The organism is Marinimicrobium hydrolyticum, from assembly GCF_030848505.1.
Classification (GTDB): Bacteria; Pseudomonadota; Gammaproteobacteria; order Pseudomonadales; family Cellvibrionaceae; genus JAVDDU01.
Genome location: NZ_JAVDDU010000001.1, coordinates 539,118 through 560,266 on the forward strand (window position 1 = coordinate 539,118; position 21,149 = coordinate 560,266).

Annotated in this window: 18 protein-coding genes; 16 read left to right on the forward strand and 2 right to left on the reverse strand. The window is 56.0% G+C overall.

Annotated features, from left to right (window positions below; genetic code table 11):
- Positions 1 to 64 precede the first annotated feature (64 nt).
- Positions 65 to 934, reverse strand: a complete 870-nt coding sequence (locus RBH33_RS02400; RefSeq protein ID WP_306730521.1) for a LysR family transcriptional regulator — start codon at positions 932 to 934, stop codon at positions 65 to 67.
- A 205-nt stretch (positions 935 to 1,139) separates the two neighbouring features.
- Here RBH33_RS02400 and leuC point away from each other — a divergent pair, with 205 nt between their 5' ends.
- From leuC to RBH33_RS02480, 16 genes are all read left to right on the forward strand, one after another.
- On the forward strand, positions 1,140 to 2,576 hold the full coding sequence (gene leuC / locus RBH33_RS02405) for a 3-isopropylmalate dehydratase large subunit (protein WP_306730522.1): 1,437 nt from the start codon (positions 1,140 to 1,142) through the stop codon (positions 2,574 to 2,576).
- The gene (gene leuD / locus RBH33_RS02410; protein ID WP_306730523.1) at positions 2,573 to 3,238 is read left to right on the forward strand and encodes a 3-isopropylmalate dehydratase small subunit; all 666 of its coding nucleotides are present in this window, start codon (positions 2,573 to 2,575) and stop codon (positions 3,236 to 3,238) included. Before leuC ends, leuD begins: the two co-directional genes overlap by 4 nt.
- A gap of 55 nt (positions 3,239 to 3,293) precedes the next feature.
- Positions 3,294 to 4,373 (forward strand): 3-isopropylmalate dehydrogenase, encoded by a 1,080-nt coding sequence (gene leuB, locus RBH33_RS02415; RefSeq protein ID WP_306730524.1) that lies wholly within the window; start codon positions 3,294 to 3,296, stop codon positions 4,371 to 4,373.
- A gap of 233 nt (positions 4,374 to 4,606) precedes the next feature.
- Positions 4,607 to 5,716: an aspartate-semialdehyde dehydrogenase gene (gene asd / locus RBH33_RS02420; protein ID WP_373568211.1), complete on the forward strand. Its 1,110-nt coding sequence runs from the start codon at positions 4,607 to 4,609 to the stop codon at positions 5,714 to 5,716.
- Positions 5,717 to 6,084: 368 nt separating this feature from the next.
- Positions 6,085 to 9,156, forward strand: coding sequence for a FimV/HubP family polar landmark protein (locus tag RBH33_RS02425; protein ID WP_306730525.1), 3,072 nt, complete (start codon positions 6,085 to 6,087; stop codon positions 9,154 to 9,156).
- Positions 9,157 to 9,242: 86 nt separating this feature from the next.
- Positions 9,243 to 10,121, forward strand: a complete 879-nt coding sequence (gene truA / locus RBH33_RS02430; protein WP_306730526.1) for a tRNA pseudouridine(38-40) synthase TruA — start codon at positions 9,243 to 9,245, stop codon at positions 10,119 to 10,121.
- Between the two features lie 81 nt (positions 10,122 to 10,202).
- The gene (locus RBH33_RS02435; protein ID WP_306730527.1) at positions 10,203 to 10,844 is read left to right on the forward strand and encodes a phosphoribosylanthranilate isomerase; all 642 of its coding nucleotides are present in this window, start codon (positions 10,203 to 10,205) and stop codon (positions 10,842 to 10,844) included.
- Positions 10,837 to 12,063, forward strand: a complete 1,227-nt coding sequence (gene trpB, locus RBH33_RS02440; protein WP_373568212.1) for a tryptophan synthase subunit beta — start codon at positions 10,837 to 10,839, stop codon at positions 12,061 to 12,063. The genes RBH33_RS02435 and trpB overlap by 8 nt, the downstream gene beginning before the upstream one ends.
- A gap of 49 nt (positions 12,064 to 12,112) precedes the next feature.
- A complete protein-coding gene (trpA, locus tag RBH33_RS02445; RefSeq protein WP_306730529.1) occupies positions 12,113 to 12,919 on the forward strand; it encodes a tryptophan synthase subunit alpha in 807 nt (268 codons plus the stop codon).
- A 58-nt stretch (positions 12,920 to 12,977) separates the two neighbouring features.
- A complete protein-coding gene (accD, locus tag RBH33_RS02450; protein ID WP_306730530.1) occupies positions 12,978 to 13,841 on the forward strand; it encodes an acetyl-CoA carboxylase, carboxyltransferase subunit beta in 864 nt (287 codons plus the stop codon).
- A 20-nt stretch (positions 13,842 to 13,861) separates the two neighbouring features.
- Complete coding sequence (gene folC, locus RBH33_RS02455) at positions 13,862 to 15,139, forward strand: bifunctional tetrahydrofolate synthase/dihydrofolate synthase (RefSeq protein ID WP_306730531.1); 1,278 nt, start codon at positions 13,862 to 13,864, stop codon at positions 15,137 to 15,139.
- A complete protein-coding gene (locus tag RBH33_RS02460) occupies positions 15,136 to 15,726 on the forward strand; it encodes an SPOR domain-containing protein (RefSeq protein ID WP_306730532.1) in 591 nt (196 codons plus the stop codon). The genes folC and RBH33_RS02460 overlap by 4 nt, the downstream gene beginning before the upstream one ends.
- Positions 15,727 to 15,812: 86 nt before the next feature.
- Positions 15,813 to 16,310 (forward strand): CvpA family protein, encoded by a 498-nt coding sequence (locus RBH33_RS02465; RefSeq protein ID WP_306730533.1) that lies wholly within the window; start codon positions 15,813 to 15,815, stop codon positions 16,308 to 16,310.
- Positions 16,311 to 16,336: 26 nt separating this feature from the next.
- Positions 16,337 to 17,881: an amidophosphoribosyltransferase gene (gene purF / locus RBH33_RS02470; protein ID WP_306730534.1), complete on the forward strand. Its 1,545-nt coding sequence runs from the start codon at positions 16,337 to 16,339 to the stop codon at positions 17,879 to 17,881.
- A 13-nt stretch (positions 17,882 to 17,894) separates the two neighbouring features.
- Entirely contained in the window at positions 17,895 to 19,088 is a 1,194-nt protein-coding gene (locus RBH33_RS02475) for an O-succinylhomoserine sulfhydrylase (protein ID WP_306730535.1), read from the forward strand.
- 31 nt (positions 19,089 to 19,119) lie between these two features.
- On the forward strand, positions 19,120 to 20,040 hold the full coding sequence (locus RBH33_RS02480; RefSeq protein ID WP_306730536.1) for an AAA family ATPase: 921 nt from the start codon (positions 19,120 to 19,122) through the stop codon (positions 20,038 to 20,040).
- 15 nt (positions 20,041 to 20,055) lie between these two features.
- On the opposite strand, the gene RBH33_RS02485 is transcribed toward RBH33_RS02480, so the two are convergent.
- Positions 20,056 to 21,147 carry an AI-2E family transporter gene (locus tag RBH33_RS02485; RefSeq protein ID WP_306730537.1) on the reverse strand — a complete coding sequence of 364 codons (1,092 nt, stop codon included), beginning with the start codon at positions 21,145 to 21,147 and terminating at the stop codon, positions 20,056 to 20,058.
- Positions 21,148 to 21,149: the final 2 nt, after the last annotated feature.

Below are 21,149 nucleotides of genomic sequence, written 5' to 3' on the forward strand. Positions count from 1 at the left end.
GGGACGCATTCACAGCGTGTCCCGCAAAGGGCGCAGCCCGCTCGGCTTACGGAAATCTTAAGCTCTAAAAGCCCTTAACCAACTGCAAGAACACCCGCGCGGCGTTACTCAGGTTGCGCTGCCGGTGATAGATCATTCCCAAATCGCGGCTCAGCGGCGGGTGCTGAACATTCAATACTCGTAGCTGGCCGTCTCCCAATAGACTCTGCGGTAATACCCCCCAACCGAGCCCAATGGACAGCATCATTTTTATGGTGTCTAGATGGTTGGTTACCATGTTGATTTCCAGTGTTTGGCTCTGCTTGTCGAACAATTCGCGCACCAAGCGCGTGGTATAGGTTTGAGCATCGGGCATGATGGCTTGCCAGGGGCTTAGGTCAGCCAGTTCCAGGGTTTCCCGTTCGGCTAAAGGATGGTTGTGAGCGGCGGTAAAGAGTAATTCATCCACCCAGACTTTTTCACCCGCGATGCGCGTGTCAGGTTCCGGCGCCAAAGTGACGGCTCCAAGTTCATAGCGCCCCTGCAGAACTTCCTCATAGGCTTGCTCCGAGTCCAAAAAGTGCAGATCCAATTTGACTTCCGGGTAGCGCTCAGTGAAATGCCTCAGGGCGGGCGGCAAACGGTGTAAACCGATGTGATGGCTGGTGGCCATGCTCAAGGTGCCCCGAACTTCACCTTGCAGATCCGCCACCGCGCGTTCCGCGTCGGCCACTTCCCGCAAGATGCGCTTGGCGTTGGGCAGCAGGGACTGTCCCGCCTGGGTCAGGGATATCTGGCGGCCGACTCGGTCAAACAGTGGGCTTCCCAGCTGTAGCTCCAAGGTGGCGATACGTTTGCTGATCGCTGGTTGAGTCAGGTGCAAGCGCTGGCCGGCTGCCGAGAAGGAGCCAGTTTCGGCCACGGCCACAAAGGCGTGTAAGTGCTGAGTATCCATAGTAGATCCAGAGGGTGATGGCGTGTGTGGGTCGGCTAGTCCGCGGCGCGACCCAGATGCGGTCAGTTTATGAATTCCACAATGGAATGCAATAGATAAAAATTATGAATTTGTGTTATTGGTGAGGCCGCCGTAAAATACGCTTCTTGATCAGTAACCCTTGACCCATTTACTTCGGATCCATTGACCTCGGACTCATTGACTTATGAGCGCTAGAACTCTTTACGACAAACTCTGGGACAGCCATGTGGTGCAGCAGCGCGACGATGGCTCGGCGTTGATCTATATCGATCGCCACATTATCCATGAAGTGACATCGCCCCAGGCTTTTGAAGGTTTGCGTCTGGCGGGGCGCAAGCCTTGGCGTGTGGACTCCATATTGGCCACACCGGATCACAATGTTCCCACAACTCAAAAGGAGCGCGCTTCCGGGGTTGCCGGTATCGAAGATCCCGTGTCCCTGATCCAGGTGCAAACGCTGGATGACAACTGCGATGCCTACGGCATTGTGGAATTCAAAATCAACGACGCTCGGCAGGGGATCGTGCACATCATTGGGCCCGAAACGGGCGCGTGTTTGCCGGGCATGACCGTGGTGTGTGGCGATTCCCATACTGCCACCAACGGTGCCTTGGGCGCTTTGGCCCACGGCATAGGCACCAGCGAAGTCGAGCACGTGCTGGCCACCCAATGCCTGGTGTCCAAAAAAATGAAAAACATGTTGGTGGAGGTTAATGGCACCTTGGGCGTTGGTGTTACGCCTAAAGACGTGATCTTGGCGATCATCGGCAAAATCGGAACCGCTGGTGCCAACGGCCACGCCTTGGAGTTTGGTGGCGATGTGTTCCGCAATATGTCCATGGAAGGTCGAATGACTGTGTGCAATATGGCCATTGAAGCGGGTGCCCGGGCGGGGATGGTAGCGGTGGACGACACCACGATTGATTACGTCCGTGGCCGGATGTTCGCGCCGAAGGGCGAAGACTGGGAAAAAGCCGTGGCCAGTTGGCAAGACTTGCACAGCGATCCCGGTGCCGTATTCGACAAAGTCGTTACCCTTCGTGCGGAAGATATAGAGCCGCAAGTCAGTTGGGGTACCTCTCCCGAAATGGTTGGCCCGGTGGGGGCTAAGGTGCCTGATCCGGCCGCCGAGTCAGACCCGGCCAAGCGTGAAAGCATGGTGCGTGCGCTGGAGTATATGGGGCTTAAAGCGGGTCAGCCCATTGAGTCCATTAAACTCGATCGGGTCTTTATTGGCTCCTGCACCAATGCGCGCATTGAAGACATGCGTGCGGCGGCGCAAGTGGTCAAAGGCCGCCGCAAAGCGGATTCGGTGAAGGAGGCTATGGTGGTGCCGGGTTCCGGCGCGGTAAAAGCCCAAGCCGAAGCCGAAGGGTTGGACAAAATTTTCCTGGATGCCGGTTTAGAGTGGCGCGAGCCTGGCTGCTCCATGTGCCTGGCCATGAACGCGGACAAGCTCGGTGCCGGTGAGCACTGTGCATCCACCTCCAACCGTAACTTTGAGGGCCGGCAGGGCTATGGCGGCCGAACTCATTTGGTCAGCCCCGCTATGGCGGCTGCGGCGGCTATCGCCGGTCACTTCGTCGATGTGCGCGACTTTGTAGAAGGAGGTCAGGCATGAAAAGTTTTACCCAAGTCACGGGTTTAGTCGCGCCCATGGATCGCGCCAACGTCGATACCGACATGATCATCCCCAAACAGTTTTTGAAATCCATTAAGCGCACGGGTTTTGGTAAAAACTTGTTTGATGAGTTGCGTTACTTGGACGAAGGTCAGCCCGATCAGGACTGCAGTCATCGGCCATTGAATCCCAACTTTCCGCTCAATCAGCGCCGCTATCAGGGCAGCACCGTACTGCTTGCGCGGGCCAACTTTGGTTGCGGCTCCAGTCGCGAGCATGCGCCCTGGGCGCTGGAAGACTTCGGTTTTCGCTGTGTGATCGCGCCCAGCTTTGCCGATATTTTCTACAACAACTGTTTTAAAAATGGGCTTTTGCCCGTGGTGTTGCCCGAGCCGGTAGTGGAGAAACTGTTTCAGCAGTTGTATGCCAATGACGGTTATCAATTGACCGTCGATTTGGAGGCGCAAGCGGTAACCACGCCAGACGGCGAAGTGTTTACTTTTGAGGTGGATGACTTCCGCAAACACTGTTTGCTCAAAGGCTTGGATGATATCGGCTTGACCTTAGAGCAGGCCGATGCCATTAAAGCCTACGAGGCGAAACGTCGTCAGGAAGCGCCCTGGCTGTTTGATGCGGTGAAGGCCGAAACGGCGAAACGCTAACAGTGAATGATTAAAACGCAGGTTGTTCAGCAGTAACCAACATAGGACAAACACAGTGAGTAAAAACATTCTGATTCTGCCGGGCGACGGTATTGGCCCGGAGATCGTTGCCGAAGCACGCAAGGTGCTCGAAGCCACCGACAAAAAAATGGGCTTGGGTTTGAGCTTTGATGAAGATCTTATGGGCGGTTGTTCCATCGACGCCCACGGTGTGCCTTTGGCCGACGGCGCTTTGGAAAAAGCGCGTGCCGCTGATGCTATCCTGCTGGGCGCCGTCGGTGGCCCTCAGTGGGATACGCTGGACCGGTCCATTCGCCCCGAGCAGGGCTTGCTGCAAATTCGCTCCAAGCTGGAGCTGTTCGCCAACCTTCGTCCAGCCTTGTTGTACCCGCAATTGGTGGATGCTTCCAGTCTTAAGCCGGAGGTGGTTTCCGGGTTGGATATCCTCATTGTGCGCGAGCTGACCGGCGGTATTTATTTCGGTAAGCCACGTGGTATTAGAACCTTGGACAACGGCGAGCGCGAAGGCTACAACACCTACGTGTACAAAGAGAGCGAGATTGAGCGTATTGGGCGAATCGCGTTTGAGATGGCACGAAAGCGCCAGGGGCGTGTCTGTTCAGTGGACAAAGCCAACGTACTTGAAGTCACCATGTTGTGGCGGGAAGTGATGGATCGGTTGGCTCCGGAGTATCCGGACGTGGAGTTGTCCCACATGTACGTGGACAACGCCGCCATGCAGTTGGTGCGCGCGCCTAAACAGTTTGACGTGCTGGTAACCGGAAACATGTTCGGCGACATTTTGTCGGACGCCGCCGCGATGCTCACCGGATCCATCGGTATGTTGCCTTCAGCCTCACTGAATAAAGACGGCCGGGGCATGTATGAACCCTGTCACGGTTCAGCACCGGATATCGCCGGACAGGGCTTGGCCAATCCACTCGCCACCATACTGTCCGCCGCTATGATGTTGCGTTATTCTCTTGGAATGGCAGAGGCGGCGGATGCGATAGAGGCCGCTGTGGGCGATGTGCTGGATCAAGGCCTGCGCACCGCGGACATTGTGACGGACGGCAGCAAGAAGGTATCCACCAAAGAAATGGGCGACGCTGTGGTTAACAGTCTGTCCCGGTAAAATTTTGTCTATAACCTTAAGTAAGCACGGAATTGAGAGGGAAAGGATACCCGGTGTTTTGAGACACGCTGTAAATACGTCCCTGTACGCTCCTCGTCGGCTCCCTGCCTCCGAGGGTCTCAAAACACCGGGCATCCTTTCCCTGGTGGTAACAATTTAGTCAACCCAGTTGGACTGAAGCCGGTTAATCCCGGCTGGTACATTCACACACCCAGGACTAAGAGAGAGACATTATGAAAGTAGGTTTTATTGGATGGCGCGGTATGGTCGGCTCCGTATTGATGGAGCGCATGCAGGAAGAAAACGACTTTGCCGGTATCGAGCCGGTATTCTTCTCCACCTCAAACGCCGGTGGCCAAGCTCCCGCTGTAGCGGCCGGTGTACCGCCGCTGCAAGACGCCTTCGACCTGGAGGCACTCAAGCCTCTGGACGCTATCGTGACCTGCCAGGGTGGCGACTACACCAATGAGGTTTTCGGCAAGCTGCGCGAGAGCGGCTGGCAAGGCTACTGGATTGATGCCGCGTCCACCCTGCGCATGAAAGACGATGCGGTACTTGTACTGGACCCGGTGAACCTGGATGTCATTCAGGATGGTATTGCCAAAGGCATCAAGAACTACGTGGGCGGCAACTGCACCGTCAGTTTGATGCTGATGGGCCTGGGCGGTTTGTTCAACGCCGGTGTGGTGGAGTGGGTATCCGCCATGACTTACCAAGCGGCCAGCGGTTCCGGTGCGCAGAATATGCGCGAGCTGCTTACCCAAATGGGTGAGCTCAACAGTGCCGTCAAAGACAAACTGGCCGATCCGCGCTCAGCGATCTTGGAAATTGACCGGCAAGTAGCGGCCACCATGCGCAGCAGCGATTTTTCCACCGAGCATTTCGAGCATCCTCTGGCGGGCAGCTTGTTGCCTTTCATCGACAAGCAGTTGGATAACTGTCAGAGCAAAGAAGAGTGGAAAGGGCAGGTTGAGACCAACAAGATTCTCGGTCGTAGCGATAACCCGATTCCGGTTGATGGGGTGTGTGTACGAGTGGGCTCCATGCGCTGCCACAGTCAGGGCCTGACCATCAAGCTCAATAAGGACGTGCCGTTGTCAGATGTGGAGTCCCTGATTGCCGAATCCAACCAGTGGGCGAAAGTGATACCCAACGAGCGCGAGGCTACTTTGCGGGATCTCACGCCCACTGCCGTGACCGGTAAGCTGGAAATCCCGGTCGGCCGTTTGCGCAAGATGAACATGGGTCCCCAATACCTGTCGGCCTTTACGGTGGGTGATCAGTTGCTGTGGGGTGCCGCTGAGCCTCTACGCCGCATGCTGAAAATCCTAAAGGAAGCGTAAAATGGCGCGAAAAAGCGCATTATGAGTCGAAAACGTCACGACAAGAACTTGTCGTGACGTTTTTTTTGATACTAGACTGTACAAACGACGCCCGACACACCCCAAAATTGTGATTTGCTGCCAAAACTGTATAAAAATGTGCCATAAAGCAAGCTTGGGCGAGGGCTTAGTGTTGATAAAAAGCTACTTATAATGAATACTTACAGCGAATAGTGAATATTCATTCTAGGTTTAAACCGCCTGTAACCATAATTATTCGGGTTCGTCACAATTATATTCGGGTTCATAGTGCCGTAAAAATCGACGGGATGGTCGGTGAAGTCAGTTTGGGCACAAGGGAACCAGGGAGATAATAAAGGAAACATCCTATGCATGTTCTTCGTAAGCTGAGTTTTGCTGTTGGACTCACGGCCGTAATGGCAACGCAGCACGCCATGGCGTTAGGCCTGGGGTCCGCCGAAGTGAAATCGGCTTTGAATCAGCCCCTGCAGGCCGATATTCGCTTGAGCAGTGTCGAGGGCATGAGCCGGGATGATCTTATTATCAGATTGGCCCCTTCATCAGCATTCGAAAACGCCGGTATCACCCGACTGGAGTTTTACAACCAGCTGCGCTTTGAGCTCATCCTGGACCACGAATCCGGACCCATCGTTCGAGTCACCAGCCGCGAGCCGGTGCGCGAACCTTACCTCAACTTTCTAGTGGAAGCGCGTTGGGCCAGTGGCCGCTTGATGCGTGAATACACAATGCTGCTCGATTTGCCGGTGTTCGACGAAGATCGCGCCCAGCAGCCTGTGCAGGCAGCGGCGCGAGAGCGTGAAACGGTCCGCCCCAGCGAGCCTAGTGCAGCGCGTGAGCGTCCGGCCCCAACTCGTCAAGCAGAGACTCCTTCCACCCCAACGCGCAGCACCGCCACTGGTGGTGGTGATGTCTATGGCCCGGTGGGCAGTAATGACACCCTCTGGGACATAGCCCTAAAGTCGCGGCCTGGTCGCGATGTCTCCGTACAACAAACCATGCTGGCCATCCAGCGCGCCAATCCGGACGCTTTCATTAACGGCAACATCAACCTTTTACGCCGAGGCCAGGTTCTGCGGTTACCTAACCGCGAGGAAATCCAGTCGCTCGCGCAAGCCCAGGCAGTCAGCCAGGTGGCTCAGCAGAATCGTGATTGGAACGAGAGCCGCGGTGCCCAACTGGATGCCGGTCGGCGCGTGGCGTCCCAGCCTCGCCAAGCTAGTGAAGCCGCGGGTCAAGTGACTCTGGCGAGTCCCGCCAGTGCTACCGGTGGCGGCGCCGGGCAGAGCGGCGGGGCGAGCGAATCCCGCGGTCAAGAGCTGGAAAACGAATTGGCCGCAACCCTGGAAGAGCTGGATAAAAGTCGCAGAGAAAACCGTGAGCTGGCCTCCCGTGTGCGCGATTTGGAATCACAAATCGAAACTATGGAGAGCCTGATTCAAGCCAGCAACGAACAATTGCGGGCATTGCAGTTGGCGTCGGAGCAAGCCCGTCAGGCTGCTGGCGATGCGGATACAAGAGATTTTGTCCCTGACCTGATGCCGGAGGACGAGCAAACTGACTCCGATATCGAGCAGGTTGCCGGGCAAACAGAACAAACCGAAGTGGAGCAAGAGGTTGCACCCGCTGAGGAAGCTGATGAGGAGCAGACTGAGGTGGCTGCAGCGCCAGCCGCGCGTGATCCCAGCCGAGTCGTGCGCTCAACCCCTCCCCAGCCAACGTTGCTGGACCGTTTGATGGAAAACCTGCTGGCCCTTATCGGTGGCTTGCTGGTGTTGATCCTCGGTGCGGCTTACTTTGTTATGCGCCGTAAACAAGCGGCAGAAGGTGCGGATAACTTTGAGGAAGAGTTTGGCGAGGATGATTTCCTGCCTCCGGAGGCCGATGCGGCGGAGTTTCAGGAAGAGGCAGAAGAAGGGATTGAGTTGGCTGATGATGCCGGCGAAGATTTCGACAATTTCGACACCCTGTCCGACGAAGAAACCAGTGGCACAGAAGCGGAAACCGGCGATGTTGTGGGCGAGGCCGATATTTACATCGCTTACGGCAAACTGGATCAGGCCGAGGAGATGCTACTGAAAGGTCTGGCTAAAGAACCAAATTCGGCACCTATTCTGCTCAAGCTGTTGGAAGTGTATAGCGAGACTCAAGATGCTGAAGCATTTGATCGGCATTATGGAGCTCTGTTAGGCACTGATGACCGGGCAGCGATTCAGCGCGCGGGAGAGTTGCGTGAAAGTATTCCTGGCGCTGGCGACTTCGACATCAGTGCTCACACGGTTGCCGCTCAAGCTGCACCGGCGGAAGCGCCTGTCGAAAAGGCGGCGGCCGAGGATGCTGATGAACTTGATTTAGGATCATTGGATCTTGAGCCCGAAGAGGAAACAGCGGCAGAAAGTGGTGACGATGAGCTGACTTTTGGTGAAGACCTCAGCTTCGACCTGGAAGACGATGAGCCTACCGCGCCAGAGACGGCGGAAGCGGATGTTGATTCCGCATCTAGTCGATATGACCTCTCCTTCGAGGAGACGGCCGACGGTGAGCAGGACGAGGATTTTGCGTTTGACTTGGAGCTGGATGACGAAACGGATAATGCCCAAACTGACACTGGCGCAGATAAAAACCAGCCAGCTCTAGACAGCGGCGACCTGGAATTTGACCTGTCCCTGGAGGACGATACTCCCAGCCTTGAATTGGCGGACGAGGAGTCCAGTCTCGAGTTGGACGATGATGCGCCCAAACTGGAGCTGGAAGAGGCGCCTAGCCTGGAGTTGGACGAAGACGTTTCAGATCTGACCTTAGAAGCGCCCGAAGAGCCTGCCCTAGAAGACGCTCAGGCGAGTACAGAGGCTGACGCGGAAGAAGACGATTTCAGTTTTGATTTCGAGCCTTCTTCGGAGGCCGATGATCTCGGTAAATTGGACGAAGAACTGTCGGGCTTGGATGACGAGCCGTCAGACGCTGCTAAAACCCCCGCCTTAGATTTGCATGACGAGGACGACTTCGATCCCAACCTGGATGTGGGCAGCTTCGACCTGGAAGCTCTAGATAAAGAAATGGGCGAGTTGGATGACGTGGCGCCATCGGCTGACCCGGCGCCCCTGAAGCCAGCACCTGCAGACACAGCGAGTTTGGATGAGGACGGGATGTTCGAAGAAGCCCTATCTGGTTTGGATGATGGGGATACGTTGACCGAAGTGGCACCGGCGAAAACCGCCACCCCCGTTTCGGATGAAGATATGGATGCCGAACTGGATTTCTTGGCAGACGCCGACGAGGCGGCAACCAAGCTGGATCTGGCACGAGCCTACATCGACATGGGCGATACCGAAGGCGCGAAGGACATACTGTCTGAAGTTCGCCAAGAAGGTAACGATGAACAGAAGCGTGAAGCTGAAGAGCTGTTGACCCGCATGGATTAACAGCCAGTTTGGCATCAAGCCTTGCGTCAAGCCTCCGGCTTGCGCAAGGCTTTGTTGTTTCTGGGCCTTATACATTGAGATAACCAATGACCGACCAATCCAAACCTTACCGCCGCAACGCGGAAGTATTCCCTGACACCGAATGGCCCGAGGGTATGGAGCGTGTGGCACTGGCGGTGGAATACCTGGGTACCCACTATCACGGCTTTCAGACTCAGGCCAGCGGCGTGACCACAGTTCAGCAGACGCTCGAGCGCGCTTTGTCCGCCGTGGCCGCAGAGCCCATCACGCTGGTCTGCGCTGGACGTACTGATGCGGGCGTGCATGCCACTACCCAAATTGTGCATTTCGATACCCTCGCCAAGCGACCGGAAAAAGCCTGGGTTCGGGGCACCCGTGCTCAACTTCCACTGGATATCAGTATCCGCTGGGCGCGGCCAGTGGTCCCGTCCTTTCATGCCCGATTCAGCGCTACCGCGAGGACCTATCGTTACCTGATTTCTGACCGCTCCACCTATTCCGGCCTGGTGCACCAACAAGTCACTTGGTCCCGCAAACGCTTGGATGAAGAAGCCATGCGCGCGGCCGCAGAGAGTTTGGTTGGTGAACACGATTTCACCTCGTTTCGGGCCAGTCAGTGTCAGGCCCGCAGCCCGGTTCGGCGCATCGAGCACCTGCATATCGTTCGGCGCGGGGACTTGCTGGTAATTGAAGTTAAAGCCAATGCGTTCTTGCATCACATGGTTCGGAACATCGTCGGCGTACTCATGGCTATTGGTAGTGGAGAGGCACAGCCGGGCTGGATGGCGGAGATATTGGCGGCACGTGACCGCAGTGCGGGCGGAGTCACGGCGCGCCCGTTTGGTCTTTACCTGGTCGCTGTGGATTATCCGGTGGAATTCGGTTTACCGGTCAGTCCTCCGGGCCCTTTGTTTGTGCCGGAGCCGGTCGGGGGGTTGGCCTGAGGCCATGGTGGGGACAGCGGAGCGGAGCATTCCCACGGGATTTCTGTTAATATTTGCCCCACTCATTCAGTGGTAGCCATTGTGACGCAAACACGGGTAAAAATCTGCGGCATCACTCACCCGGACGACGCCAAACAAGCGGTTGCCGACGGGGCCGATGCCCTGGGCGTGGTATTTTACGCAGACAGCCCTCGGGCAGTGAGCGTATCCCAGGCGCGGGCCGTGGCAGAAGCCGCTGGGCCCTTTGTGACCCTGGTGGGGCTCTTTGTTAATGCCGAAGCCGAGCAGGTAGCGGATATTTTGGCTCAGGTCCCCATTCAACTGCTGCAGTTTCACGGTAGCGAGGAAGCCAAGTATTGCGAATCATTCAATCGCCCCTACATCAAGGCGATTCGAATGCGTCCGGAGCTGGATGTGGAGGCTTCCATGGCTCAACACCCTCGCGCCCTGGGATTTCTGCTTGATGCCTACCGCCCCGGCGTCCCTGGCGGTACCGGTGAAACCTTTGACTGGCGACGGGTGCCACGTGAGACTCGACAGCCCATAATTCTGGCCGGCGGATTGACGCCCAACAACGTCGCCCAAGCCATTGAGGCGACCTTAGCCTACGGGGTCGATGTCAGTGGTGGCGTGGAAGCCGCGCCCGGGCGCAAAGACAGACACAAAGTGAAAATGTTTATCCACAATGCCAAGCACACAACAGGTGATAGAGACGGTGACTAAGACTAAGCAGTACTCGGCAACGGACTACAGCGCTTTCCCCAATAGCGATGGCCACTTCGGCCCCTATGGCGGACGCTTTGTTTCCGAGACCCTGATCTATGCGTTGGACGATTTGCAGCGTATATACAACCAGCTGAAAGATGACTCTGATTTTCAGGCCGAATTCGACAAAGATCTCGCCTATTATGTGGGCCGTCCTTCACCTTTGTATCACGCCGAGCGCTGGAGCCGGGAGTTAGGCGGCGCGCAGATTTATCTCAAGCGGGAAGATCTCAATCACACCGGTGCCCACAAGGTGAATAACACCATTGGCCAAGCATTGCTGGCCAAATTTACCGGCAAGCAGCGGGTCATTGCGGAAACTGGCGCTGGTCAGCACGGCGTCGCTACGGCCACCGTTGCGGCGCGCTTGGGTTTGAAATGCTGCGTGTATATGGGCGCTGAAGACGTCCAGCGGCAGTCACTCAACGTCTACCGGATGAAGTTGCTCGGGGCGGAAGTGATTCCAGTTACTTCCGGGTCGCGCACCTTGAAGGATGCCATGAACGAGGCCATGCGCGATTGGGCCACCAATGTCGATGACACGTTCTATATTATCGGCACCGTCGCCGGCCCCCATCCGTATCCGCAGCTGGTGCGGGATTTCCAAGCCGTTATCGGACGCGAGGCCCGAGCCCAGTGCCTGGAACAAACCGGCCGGCTGCCCGATGCTCTCGTTGCCTGTGTAGGTGGCGGCTCCAATGCCATCGGCCTGTTTCACCCCTTTCTCGGGGACGACGGCGTGGAAATGTACGGCGTAGAAGCGGGTGGTGATGGCGTTGAAACCGGTCGCCACGCCGCGCCTCTCAATGCTGGTATTCCCGGCGTGTTGCACGGTAACCGCACCTACCTGATGGAAGACGAGAACGGTCAGATTATTGAAACCCACTCGGTATCGGCGGGCCTGGATTATCCCGGCGTTGGGCCAGAGCACGCCTGGTTGAAAGATCTGGGACGGGTGAACTACGTGGCCATTAACGATGAAGAAGCCCTGACTGCCTTTCGCAAAACCACCTTGACCGAAGGCATTATGCCCGCTTTGGAATCGTCGCATGCCCTGGCATACGCGGAAAAGCTGGCCCCGACCATGAGCCCGGATCAAACCATCGTAGTGAATCTGTCCGGGCGCGGGGACAAAGACATTCTCACCGTCGCCAAAATTGACGGTATCAACGTATAACCAACGCTTGGTGCGTGGCGAACTAAAAAGTACAGCGGGAAAACAAATAATGAGTCGTATTGGAACACGCTTGCAAGACATGAAAGCCCATGGGCGCAAAGCTCTGGTGGCCTACATCGTCAATGGCGACCCCTACCCAGAGGCCACACTGCCGGCGATGCACGCCATGGTGGCACAGGGTGTGGATATTATTGAGCTGGGCGTGCCGTTCTCAGACCCCATGGCCGAAGGGCCGGTGATCCAAAAAGGGCATGAGCGTGCACTCGTTCATGGCACCAGCTTGAAGGGCACTTTTGAATTGGTGCGGGAGTTTCGGAAAACCAATTCCGAAACTCCTGTAGTTTTGATGGGGTATCTCAATCCCATTGAACGCATGGGCTATAAGACAGTGGCTGAAACGGCCGCTGCAGCAGGCGTGGATGGCTTGTTGACGGTCGATTTACCGCCCGAGGAAGCAGCACCACTTAAGAGTGAACTGACCGCCGTAGGATTGGATAACATTTTACTGCTGGCACCTACCACCACCGTCGAACGGGCCCGGCGCGTAACCGCTTTGGCAACGGGTTTTCTCTACTATGTTTCGTTAAAGGGTGTCACCGGCGCTGGTCACCTGGACGTGGACGCGGTAAAAAGCAAGCTGGCCGAATTTGGGCAGTTAACGGAGTTGCCAATGTGTGTGGGCTTTGGTATTAAAGACCCCGCCACGGCGAGGGCCGTTGCTGACTTGGCGGACGGTGTCGTGATTGGTAGCGTTCTGGTCTCCAAAATGGGTGACCTGGCGGACGCCAGCGCGGATGATATCGCCGCCGCGGTGGGGGATATTGTGGGCAGTATTCGTCTGGCACTGGATGCCTAATGGGCGATCGATCTTTGGAAAATTATCAACAGGCAGATCAAAAACAGAGAGTATTCCGATGAGTTGGTTGGAAAGAATAGTTCCCAGTGCCGTCCGTTCCGATGGTGCACGATCCAAGAGCAAAGTCCCCGAGGGACTCTGGAAAAAGTGCGTGAAGTGTTCCGCGGTTTTGTACCGACCGGAGCTGGAACGCAACCTGGACGTCTGTCCCAAGTGCGACCACCACATGCGCATCGGTGCCCGTACCCGCCTTAATATTTTCCTCGATGAGGCCAATCGTGAAGAGCTGGCCGCCGATGTCGAGCCTATTGATCGGCTCAAATTCAAAGACGTCAAAAAATACAAAGAGCGCTTGAACACCGCTCAAAAAACCACTGGCGAGAAAGACGCTTTGGTGGCCATGAAGGGTGAGCTCAAAGGTATGCCGGTAGTCGCGGTCGCGTTTGAGTTTGCGTTTCACGGTGGCTCCATGGGTTACGCCGTGGGCGAGCGTTTTACCCGCGCGGCCACAGTGGCCTTGGAGCAGAACATTCCTTTGGTTTGCTTTTCCGCTACGGGTGGGGCGCGTATGCAGGAAGCGTTGATTTCGCTGATGCAGATGGCCAAAACCAGCGCCGTGATCGAGCGTCTGAAAATGCAGGGCACCCCGTACATTTCCATTATGACCGATCCGGTGTACGGCGGAGTATCCGCCAGCTTGGCTCTTCTGGGCGATATCAATGCCGCTGAACCCAATGCGCGCGCCGGTTTTGCCGGACCGAACATTATCGAACAAACCATTCGACAAAAACTGCCCAAAGGCTTCCAGCGCAGCGAGTTTTTGCTTGAGCACGGGGCCATCGACATGATTGTCCACCGCCGGGATATGCGCGATAAAATGGCCGGTTTACTCTCGAAGTTCACTCACCGCCCTGCGGTGTAAGGGTGCGGTTCTTCTAGCCTATGCGCTATGACACATTGGATGCCTGGTTGGGGTGGCTGGAAAAGCGCCACCCCCGGGAAATTGACTTGGGCCTGGACCGAATCCGGGAAGTGGCTGGGCGGCTCAATTTGCTCGAGCCCCAGGCGCGCCTACTGACGGTAGCGGGCACCAACGGCAAGGGCTCCTGTGTCGCGGCCAGCGCCTACCTGCTGGGTCGGGCGGGGTGCAAAGTCGGCGTCTATACCTCTCCTCACTTCCAACATTATTGCGAGCGTATTGCCATCGATGGCAAGCCTGTGCATGAAGATGAGGTGTGCCGCTCCTTCGCAACCATTGACGCCGCCAGTGAAGGTGTCAGCCTGACCTATTTCGAATTTGGTACCCTGGCTGCGTTGGATATCTTCCGCCAGCGAGGGGTAGATATTATGGTGCTGGAAGTAGGCCTCGGTGGTCGTCTGGACGCGGTGAACATACTGGATGCCGATGTCGCTGTAGTGACCGGAATTGACCTCGATCACCAGGATTGGTTGGGGACGAGCCGCGATAGCATCGGCCGAGAAAAGGCCGGGGTTTTCCGCCCAGGCCAGCCCGCCATCTGTGCTGATCCCACCCCTCCACAAGGCCTGCTGGAAAGTGCTGAAAAAACGGGTGCTCAATTGCAGCTTGTGAACCGGGATTTTGGCTTTTTCGCCGATCCGCACACCTGGCGCTGGTGGGGCAAAGGGCTGCACGAGGAATCGCTATCGTTTGACCAGCTGCCACTGCCCGCGCTGCCTCTGCCGAGCTTGGCGGCAGCAGTACAGGCGGTGAGTTTATTGGGCGTTAAGTTGGAACGCCCGTGGCTTGAAGGCCTGTCCCGTTTGAGCTTGCCCGGCCGCTTTCAACGCTTACATCACGCCGGCCGTGAATTTATCTTGGATGTTGCTCACAATCCCGCCGCCACAAGTTATTTGGCCCGCGGTCTCGCAGCCATGCCGGCTCTCGGGCGGACTCACGCCGTGGTTGGAATGATGGCGGACAAGGATCATCGAGGCAGCCTGGCGGCCCTGACAGGCCAAGTTGATACTTGGTGGCTGGCGGAATTGAGCCATGTGGGGCGGGCGGCGAGCACGGATCAGTTGATGGGCGTGCTGCGAGCTTACCATGCCGAAGTGGCGGGCTGTGGTACAGTAGTTGACTGTATTGAGCAGTGTTTGACGCAGACCGAAGAGGGCGACCGCATCGTGATTCTGGGCTCTTTCTATACCGTGGCCGCGGCTCTGGATTGGCTGGCCGGCCAGTCGGGGGAGGCACCGTGAAAGACGGCCTAAAGCAGAGGTTGGTGGGCGCTTTTGTGCTGGCCGCTGTGGCGGTGATTTTTTTGCCGAGCCTGCTACGCGAACAGCAACCCGAGCCGGTGGACACCCGCACCCAAATCCCCGACCGTCCCGCCATTGAATCAATGAGCTTCTCTGTACCTGAACAGCCCCAGGATATTGAGCCCGCTCCAGCTCCCGAGACCATGTTTGTTCCTGAGGAATCCTCTCAGCCCGTGGCCGAGTCGCTGGACGATCTGAGTGAGTCCCCGTCTGCCCGCGAAACTACTGAGTCAGAAGTTGAGCGAGCGGTCTCCTCAACATCGTCCGCCGCAGGCGAGGCCCCAGAGCGAGCGGCCTGGGTCATCCAGGTGGCCAGTCTTCGTTCTGCGGACAGTGCCAATCAGTTGCGGGATCGATTGCAGAATCAGGGCTACAAGGCCTATGTGCGCACGGTGAGCGTCAATGGTAGTGACGTGAGCCGTGTTTACATTGGGCCGAAACTGGATCGAACTGCTGCGGAAGGCATTAAAGCGGATATTGACCGTGAGTTGCATGTGGATGCGCTGATCTTGCGCTTTCAACCCTAAGTAAGTTTATGGTGCCCTTCGGGGTGTCTGACGGCGATTGGCTCTGTTAGAATGCGTCGCCTAGCTCAACGGAGAAGATCCAGGTAATGAATTGGGCAGATTGGGCCATTCTGGGCATATTGCTGGTCTCTAGTTTGATCAGTATCAAGCGGGGTTTCGTCAAAGAGGCCTTGTCGCTGGCTACTTGGGTAGTAGCCTTCATTATTGCCATGCTGTTCAGCGAACGGCTGGCCCCTCTGCTGGTCAATTTGATTGAAACTCCCTCTATTCGAGAAATGGTCGCCTTTGCCATTCTGTTCGCAGCCACACTCATCGTGGGAGCCATGGTGAACCATTTGATCAGTGAAGTGGTCCGTATGACCGGGCTGGCCGGAACGGATCGTTTCTTTGGCATGATCTTCGGTTTGGCGCGTGGCCTGGTGGTAGTGATGGCCATACTGATTTTACTGCCATCCATTGTTCCCTTGGATCAGGATCAGTGGTGGCACCAGTCCGCACTCATTCCCCATTTTTTAGCGTTCGAAAGTTGGGCTCGAGCCCTGGCGGCCGAGACCACGCAGTTTTTTTTACAGTGGTTCGATTAGCAGCAGTCTTACAAAGGTAGGTATTTATGTGCGGCATTGTCGGTATTGTCGGTAAGAGCGATGTGAATTTACAGCTATATGATGCTCTGACCATACTGCAACATCGCGGCCAGGATGCCGCCGGCATTATGACCTGTGATGGCAGCAAGCTGGCTCAACAAAAAGCCAACGGTTTGGTGCGGGATGTGTTCCGAACCCGGCATATGCAACGCCTGGTAGGCAACATTGGCATTGGCCATGTACGCTACCCCACGGCGGGCAGTTCCGGCCCCGCTCTGGCTCAGCCCTTCTATGTAAACTCTCCCTACGGCATTGCCCTGGCGCACAACGGCAACCTGACTAATGCCGACAAACTGAATGAAGATCTGTTTAAGACCGACCTTCGACACGTCAATACCGATTCTGACTCCGAAGTGCTGCTCAATGTCTTCGCTCACGAATTGCAATTGCAGGGCAAGTTGCAGCCCACCGCCGATGACATTTTTACCGCCATTGCCGGTGTGCACAAACGGGTGAGCGGCGGCTATGCCGTGGTTTCTCTTATTGCCCGCTACGGCATGATTGCCTTTCGCGATCCCAACGGCATTCGCCCGTTGGTCTACGGTAAGCGCGAAACCGCTGAGGGCGCCGAGTATATGGTGGCTTCGGAAAGCGTCGCACTGGATGTGTTGGGCTTTGAACTGATCGGGGACGTAGCGCCAGGGGAGGCCATTTATATTACGGCCGAAGGGGAGCTGCATCGTCGTCAATGCGCGGAGCATACCCGTTTAACCCCCTGCATTTTTGAGCACGTCTATTTTGCCCGGCCTGACTCCATTATGGATGGTATTTCCGTCTATAAGGCCCGTTTGCGTCAAGGGGAGAAACTGGCAGAAAAAATCCTGCGTGAATTTCCTACCAATGACATCGATGTGGTCATCCCGATTCCCGACAGTAGCCGCGTTGCCGGCCAGGCGCTGGCGTACAATCTGGGTGTGAAATTCCGGGAAGGCTTAATCAAAAACCGATATATCGGTCGTACCTTTATCATGCCAGGCCAGCAGCAGCGCAAAAAGTCCGTGCGCCAAAAACTCAATACCATTGAGTTGGAGTTTAAAGGCAAGAATGTCTTGTTGGTGGACGACTCAATTGTGCGCGGTACCACTTGTCAGCAAATCATTCAGATGGCGCGTGACGCAGGCGCGGCCAAAGTGTACTTTGCCTCGGCGGCTCCTCCGGTGATTTATCCCAATGTCTACGGTATTGACATGCCCACGGTGAAAGAGCTGATTGCCCACGGGCGGACTCAAGAAGAAATCTGTAAGGAGATTGGCGCCGATTGGTTAATTTACCAAGATCTTGAAGACTTGATTGCGGCGTCGGCCGAGGGTACTACCCGAGTAACGGAATTTGACTGCGCGGTGTTCAATGGCGAATATGTCACCGGGGATGTTGATCGAGAGTATCTGGACAAGCTGGAGTTGGCGCGTCAGGAAGGACAGCCAAAACGGACAAGTGCCAAGAACGCCCCGAAACCCGAACACGAGCCGACGTTGATCGGCTTACACAACGACACTGCGGAACATCACTAAGGCAGAGACCGTCATGACAACACCGGAGCAGCCATTGGCAGGCGCGGGCCTGGACACGGTGGCCGTACGCGCTGGAACGCGAAAAACCGAAGAGGGCGAACACAGCGAAGCCCTTTTTCTCACCTCCAGCTATGTTTTTGGCAGCGCCCAGGAAGCGGCCGACCGCTTTTCCGGCGAGCAGCCGGGCAACGTCTATTCCCGCTACACCAATCCCACCGTACGTGCGTTTGAAGAACGCATAGCCGCATTGGAAGGCGCGGAGGCCGCTGTCGCTACAGCATCCGGTATGGCGGCGATTTTGAGCACCTGTATGGCGCTATTGGAAGTGGGCGACCATGTACTGTGTTCGCGCAGTGTCTTTGGTACCACAACGGTTCTCTTTACCAAGTACCTACAAAAGTTTGGCGTTGGAGTTACCTTTGTTGAACCCACTGATTACTCGGGCTGGGAAGAGGCTTTCCAGCCCAACAGCAAATTGGTGTTTGTGGAAACTCCCTCCAACCCGCTGTGCGAAGTGGTGGATATTCAGCGCCTGGCTACGTTGAGTCACGCGCGGGATTGCTTACTGATCGTAGACAACTGTTTCTGTACACCTGCGTTGCAGCGTCCTTTGGAGCTGGGGGCGGATCTGATTATCCATTCTGCCACCAAATACATAGACGGTCAGGGGCGCTGCCTCGGCGGTGTGGTCGCTGGCCCCAAAGCGCTGACCGATGAAGTACTGGCTTTTATCCGCAGTGCCGGGCCGAGTCTGAGCCCATTTAACGCCTGGGTATTTCTCAAAGGGTTGGAGACACTCCGATTGCGTATGGAAGCGCATTCGCGCAACGCCTTAGCCTTGGCGCAGTGGCTGGGCAACCAACCGGCAGTGGAGACAGTGTTTTACGCTGGCCTCGAAACGCACCCGGGGCATGAGCTGGCGGCACGTCAGCAGTCGGCCTTTGGTGGCGTACTCTCATTTCGTGTCAAAGGCGGCAAAGCCGAAGCTTGGAAGGTTATCGACAGCGCAAGAATATTGTCTCTGACCGCCAACCTGGGGGACGCCAAAAGTACCATCGTTCATCCGGCTACCACCACGCATGGTCGCCTTACTCCTGAGCAGCGACTGGAGGCGGGGATTACAGACAACCTCATCCGGGTGGCGGTTGGCTTGGAAGACATAAAAGACATACAACAGGATCTTCAGCGCGGCTTGAGCCAGCTGTAGAGGCTCTCGAACACTCATAGGGGCAGTAGTTTTGCGGGACTCTATTCAGTCCATCGTGGACGAAGTCAGCCGGGTACTGCTCGGCAAAGAGGATAAAATCAAACTGTCTCTGGCCTGCCTGCTCAGTGACGGCCACTTGCTGATTGAAGATTTGCCCGGTATGGGTAAAACCACTTTGGCGCACGCCCTGGCTCGAGTGCTCGGGCTAAGCTATCAGCGCGTGCAATTTACCAGCGATATGTTGCCGGCGGATATTATCGGCGTACCCGTTTACGACCAGAACAAAAGCCAGTTCGAGTTTCATCCCGGTCCCGTGTTCACACAACTGCTGTTGGCCGACGAAATCAATCGGACCACGCCCAAAACCCAAAGCGCGCTGCTGGAGGCTATGGAAGAAGGGCAGGTGACTATTGAAGGGCAAACGCGCCCGTTGCCCGAGCCCTTTTTTGTTATTGCCACCCAAAACCCTCTTTCACAGATGGGAACCTTCCCTTTGCCGGAATCCCAGCTGGATCGTTTTTTGATGCGCATAAGCCTTGGGTACCCCGATGCCGAGGCGGAGAGACGACTGTTTCAGGGTGGAGACCCGCGCAAGTTACTGCAGGATTTGCGTATTTGCTTGCGGCCCGAACAATTGCGTGAGGTCAAGGCAGAGGCCCAAAGCGTGAAAACCTCCGACAGTTTGTTGAGTTATCTACAGCGGCTGGTCCACTACACTCGTAACGCCCCCGACTTCAGTTGTGGCCTTTCCCCACGGGGCGCCTTGGCATTACTTCGCGCCGCGAAAACCTGGGCCTATATGCACGCTCGCACCTATGTGATTGCCGAGGACATTCAGATGCTGTTGCCCTCGGTCGTGGCACATCGCGTGGTTTCTTCGACCGGTGCGTCAGAAGCCAGTGAGCCCGCCTTGATTACCAAGCTGCTTAATGATGTGGATGTTATGGCGTAGTCGGCGGGTAGCCCACTAGTCGTTAGCTTTCCCATTGTCGGGAGAGGTTTTTACCGTCGGGACCTCCTGGTGCTTGAATTCCCGAATAAATATTCCCCACACTACAGTAAACAGAGCAGCGATCACCGGTCCCATAACAAAGCCATTGATACCAAACAGTACTAGCCCACCCAAGGTGGATAGGAGTACGAGATAATCGGGCAGCTTGGTGTCTCGCCCTACCAAAATGGGACGTAAAAAGTTGTCCACCAAGCCAATTACAATAGACCCGAATGCGATCAGCACAATGGCTGACACAAAGTCTCCGGTGGCCAGCATATAGATCGCTACCGGGACCCATATCAATCCAGGGCCAATAACAGGGATGAGTGAAACAATCGCCATCACAACACCCCACAGTAGCGGCCCCGGAATACCCAGCACCCAAAATATTATGCCCCCCAAAGCACCCTCCACAATGGCAATGATGATGTTGCCCTTAATGGTGGCACGGGTCACTTCGGCAAACTTGGTGAACAGTAATTCTTCCCGCTCTTTATTCAAGGGTAGGGCCCGCATCAACAGGCCCACGAGTTTGTGTCCATCTCGTATGAGAAAAAAGGCCACGTATAACATGACGCCCATGGCCAGCACGAAGCCGAAAATATTCTGCCCGATGTTTAATGTACTTTGGGCCACGATTTGGCCCCCAGCCATTGCGGCCTCCGTAGCGCCTTCCCGGAGATCGTCCATGGATATGTCCTGCCGCTCCATCCACGTCCGCAAGACCGGCACCGCTTCCTGAATTTGCTCCAAGTACTCTTGCAGATCGATCTCGCCCTCATCAATCCGCTCGTACAAACTCATGCCCTGAGAAATAATGGAAGCTATCAAAAAAATCGCAGGCATTATGACGATGATAACGCACGTAAGGAGGGTGAGTAGGGCGTTTACATTTGGCCACCTGGGGAATTTTTTTAACAGCCATTGGAAAACCGGTCGAAAAATGATGGCAATGGCGACCGCCCAAAACACAGGCGCGAAGAACGGCATGATCAACCAGATGAAGGCCACAGAGGCGATCACCAGAATGCCGAGAAAAACTTGTGTTTCCAACTTTGCGTCCATGA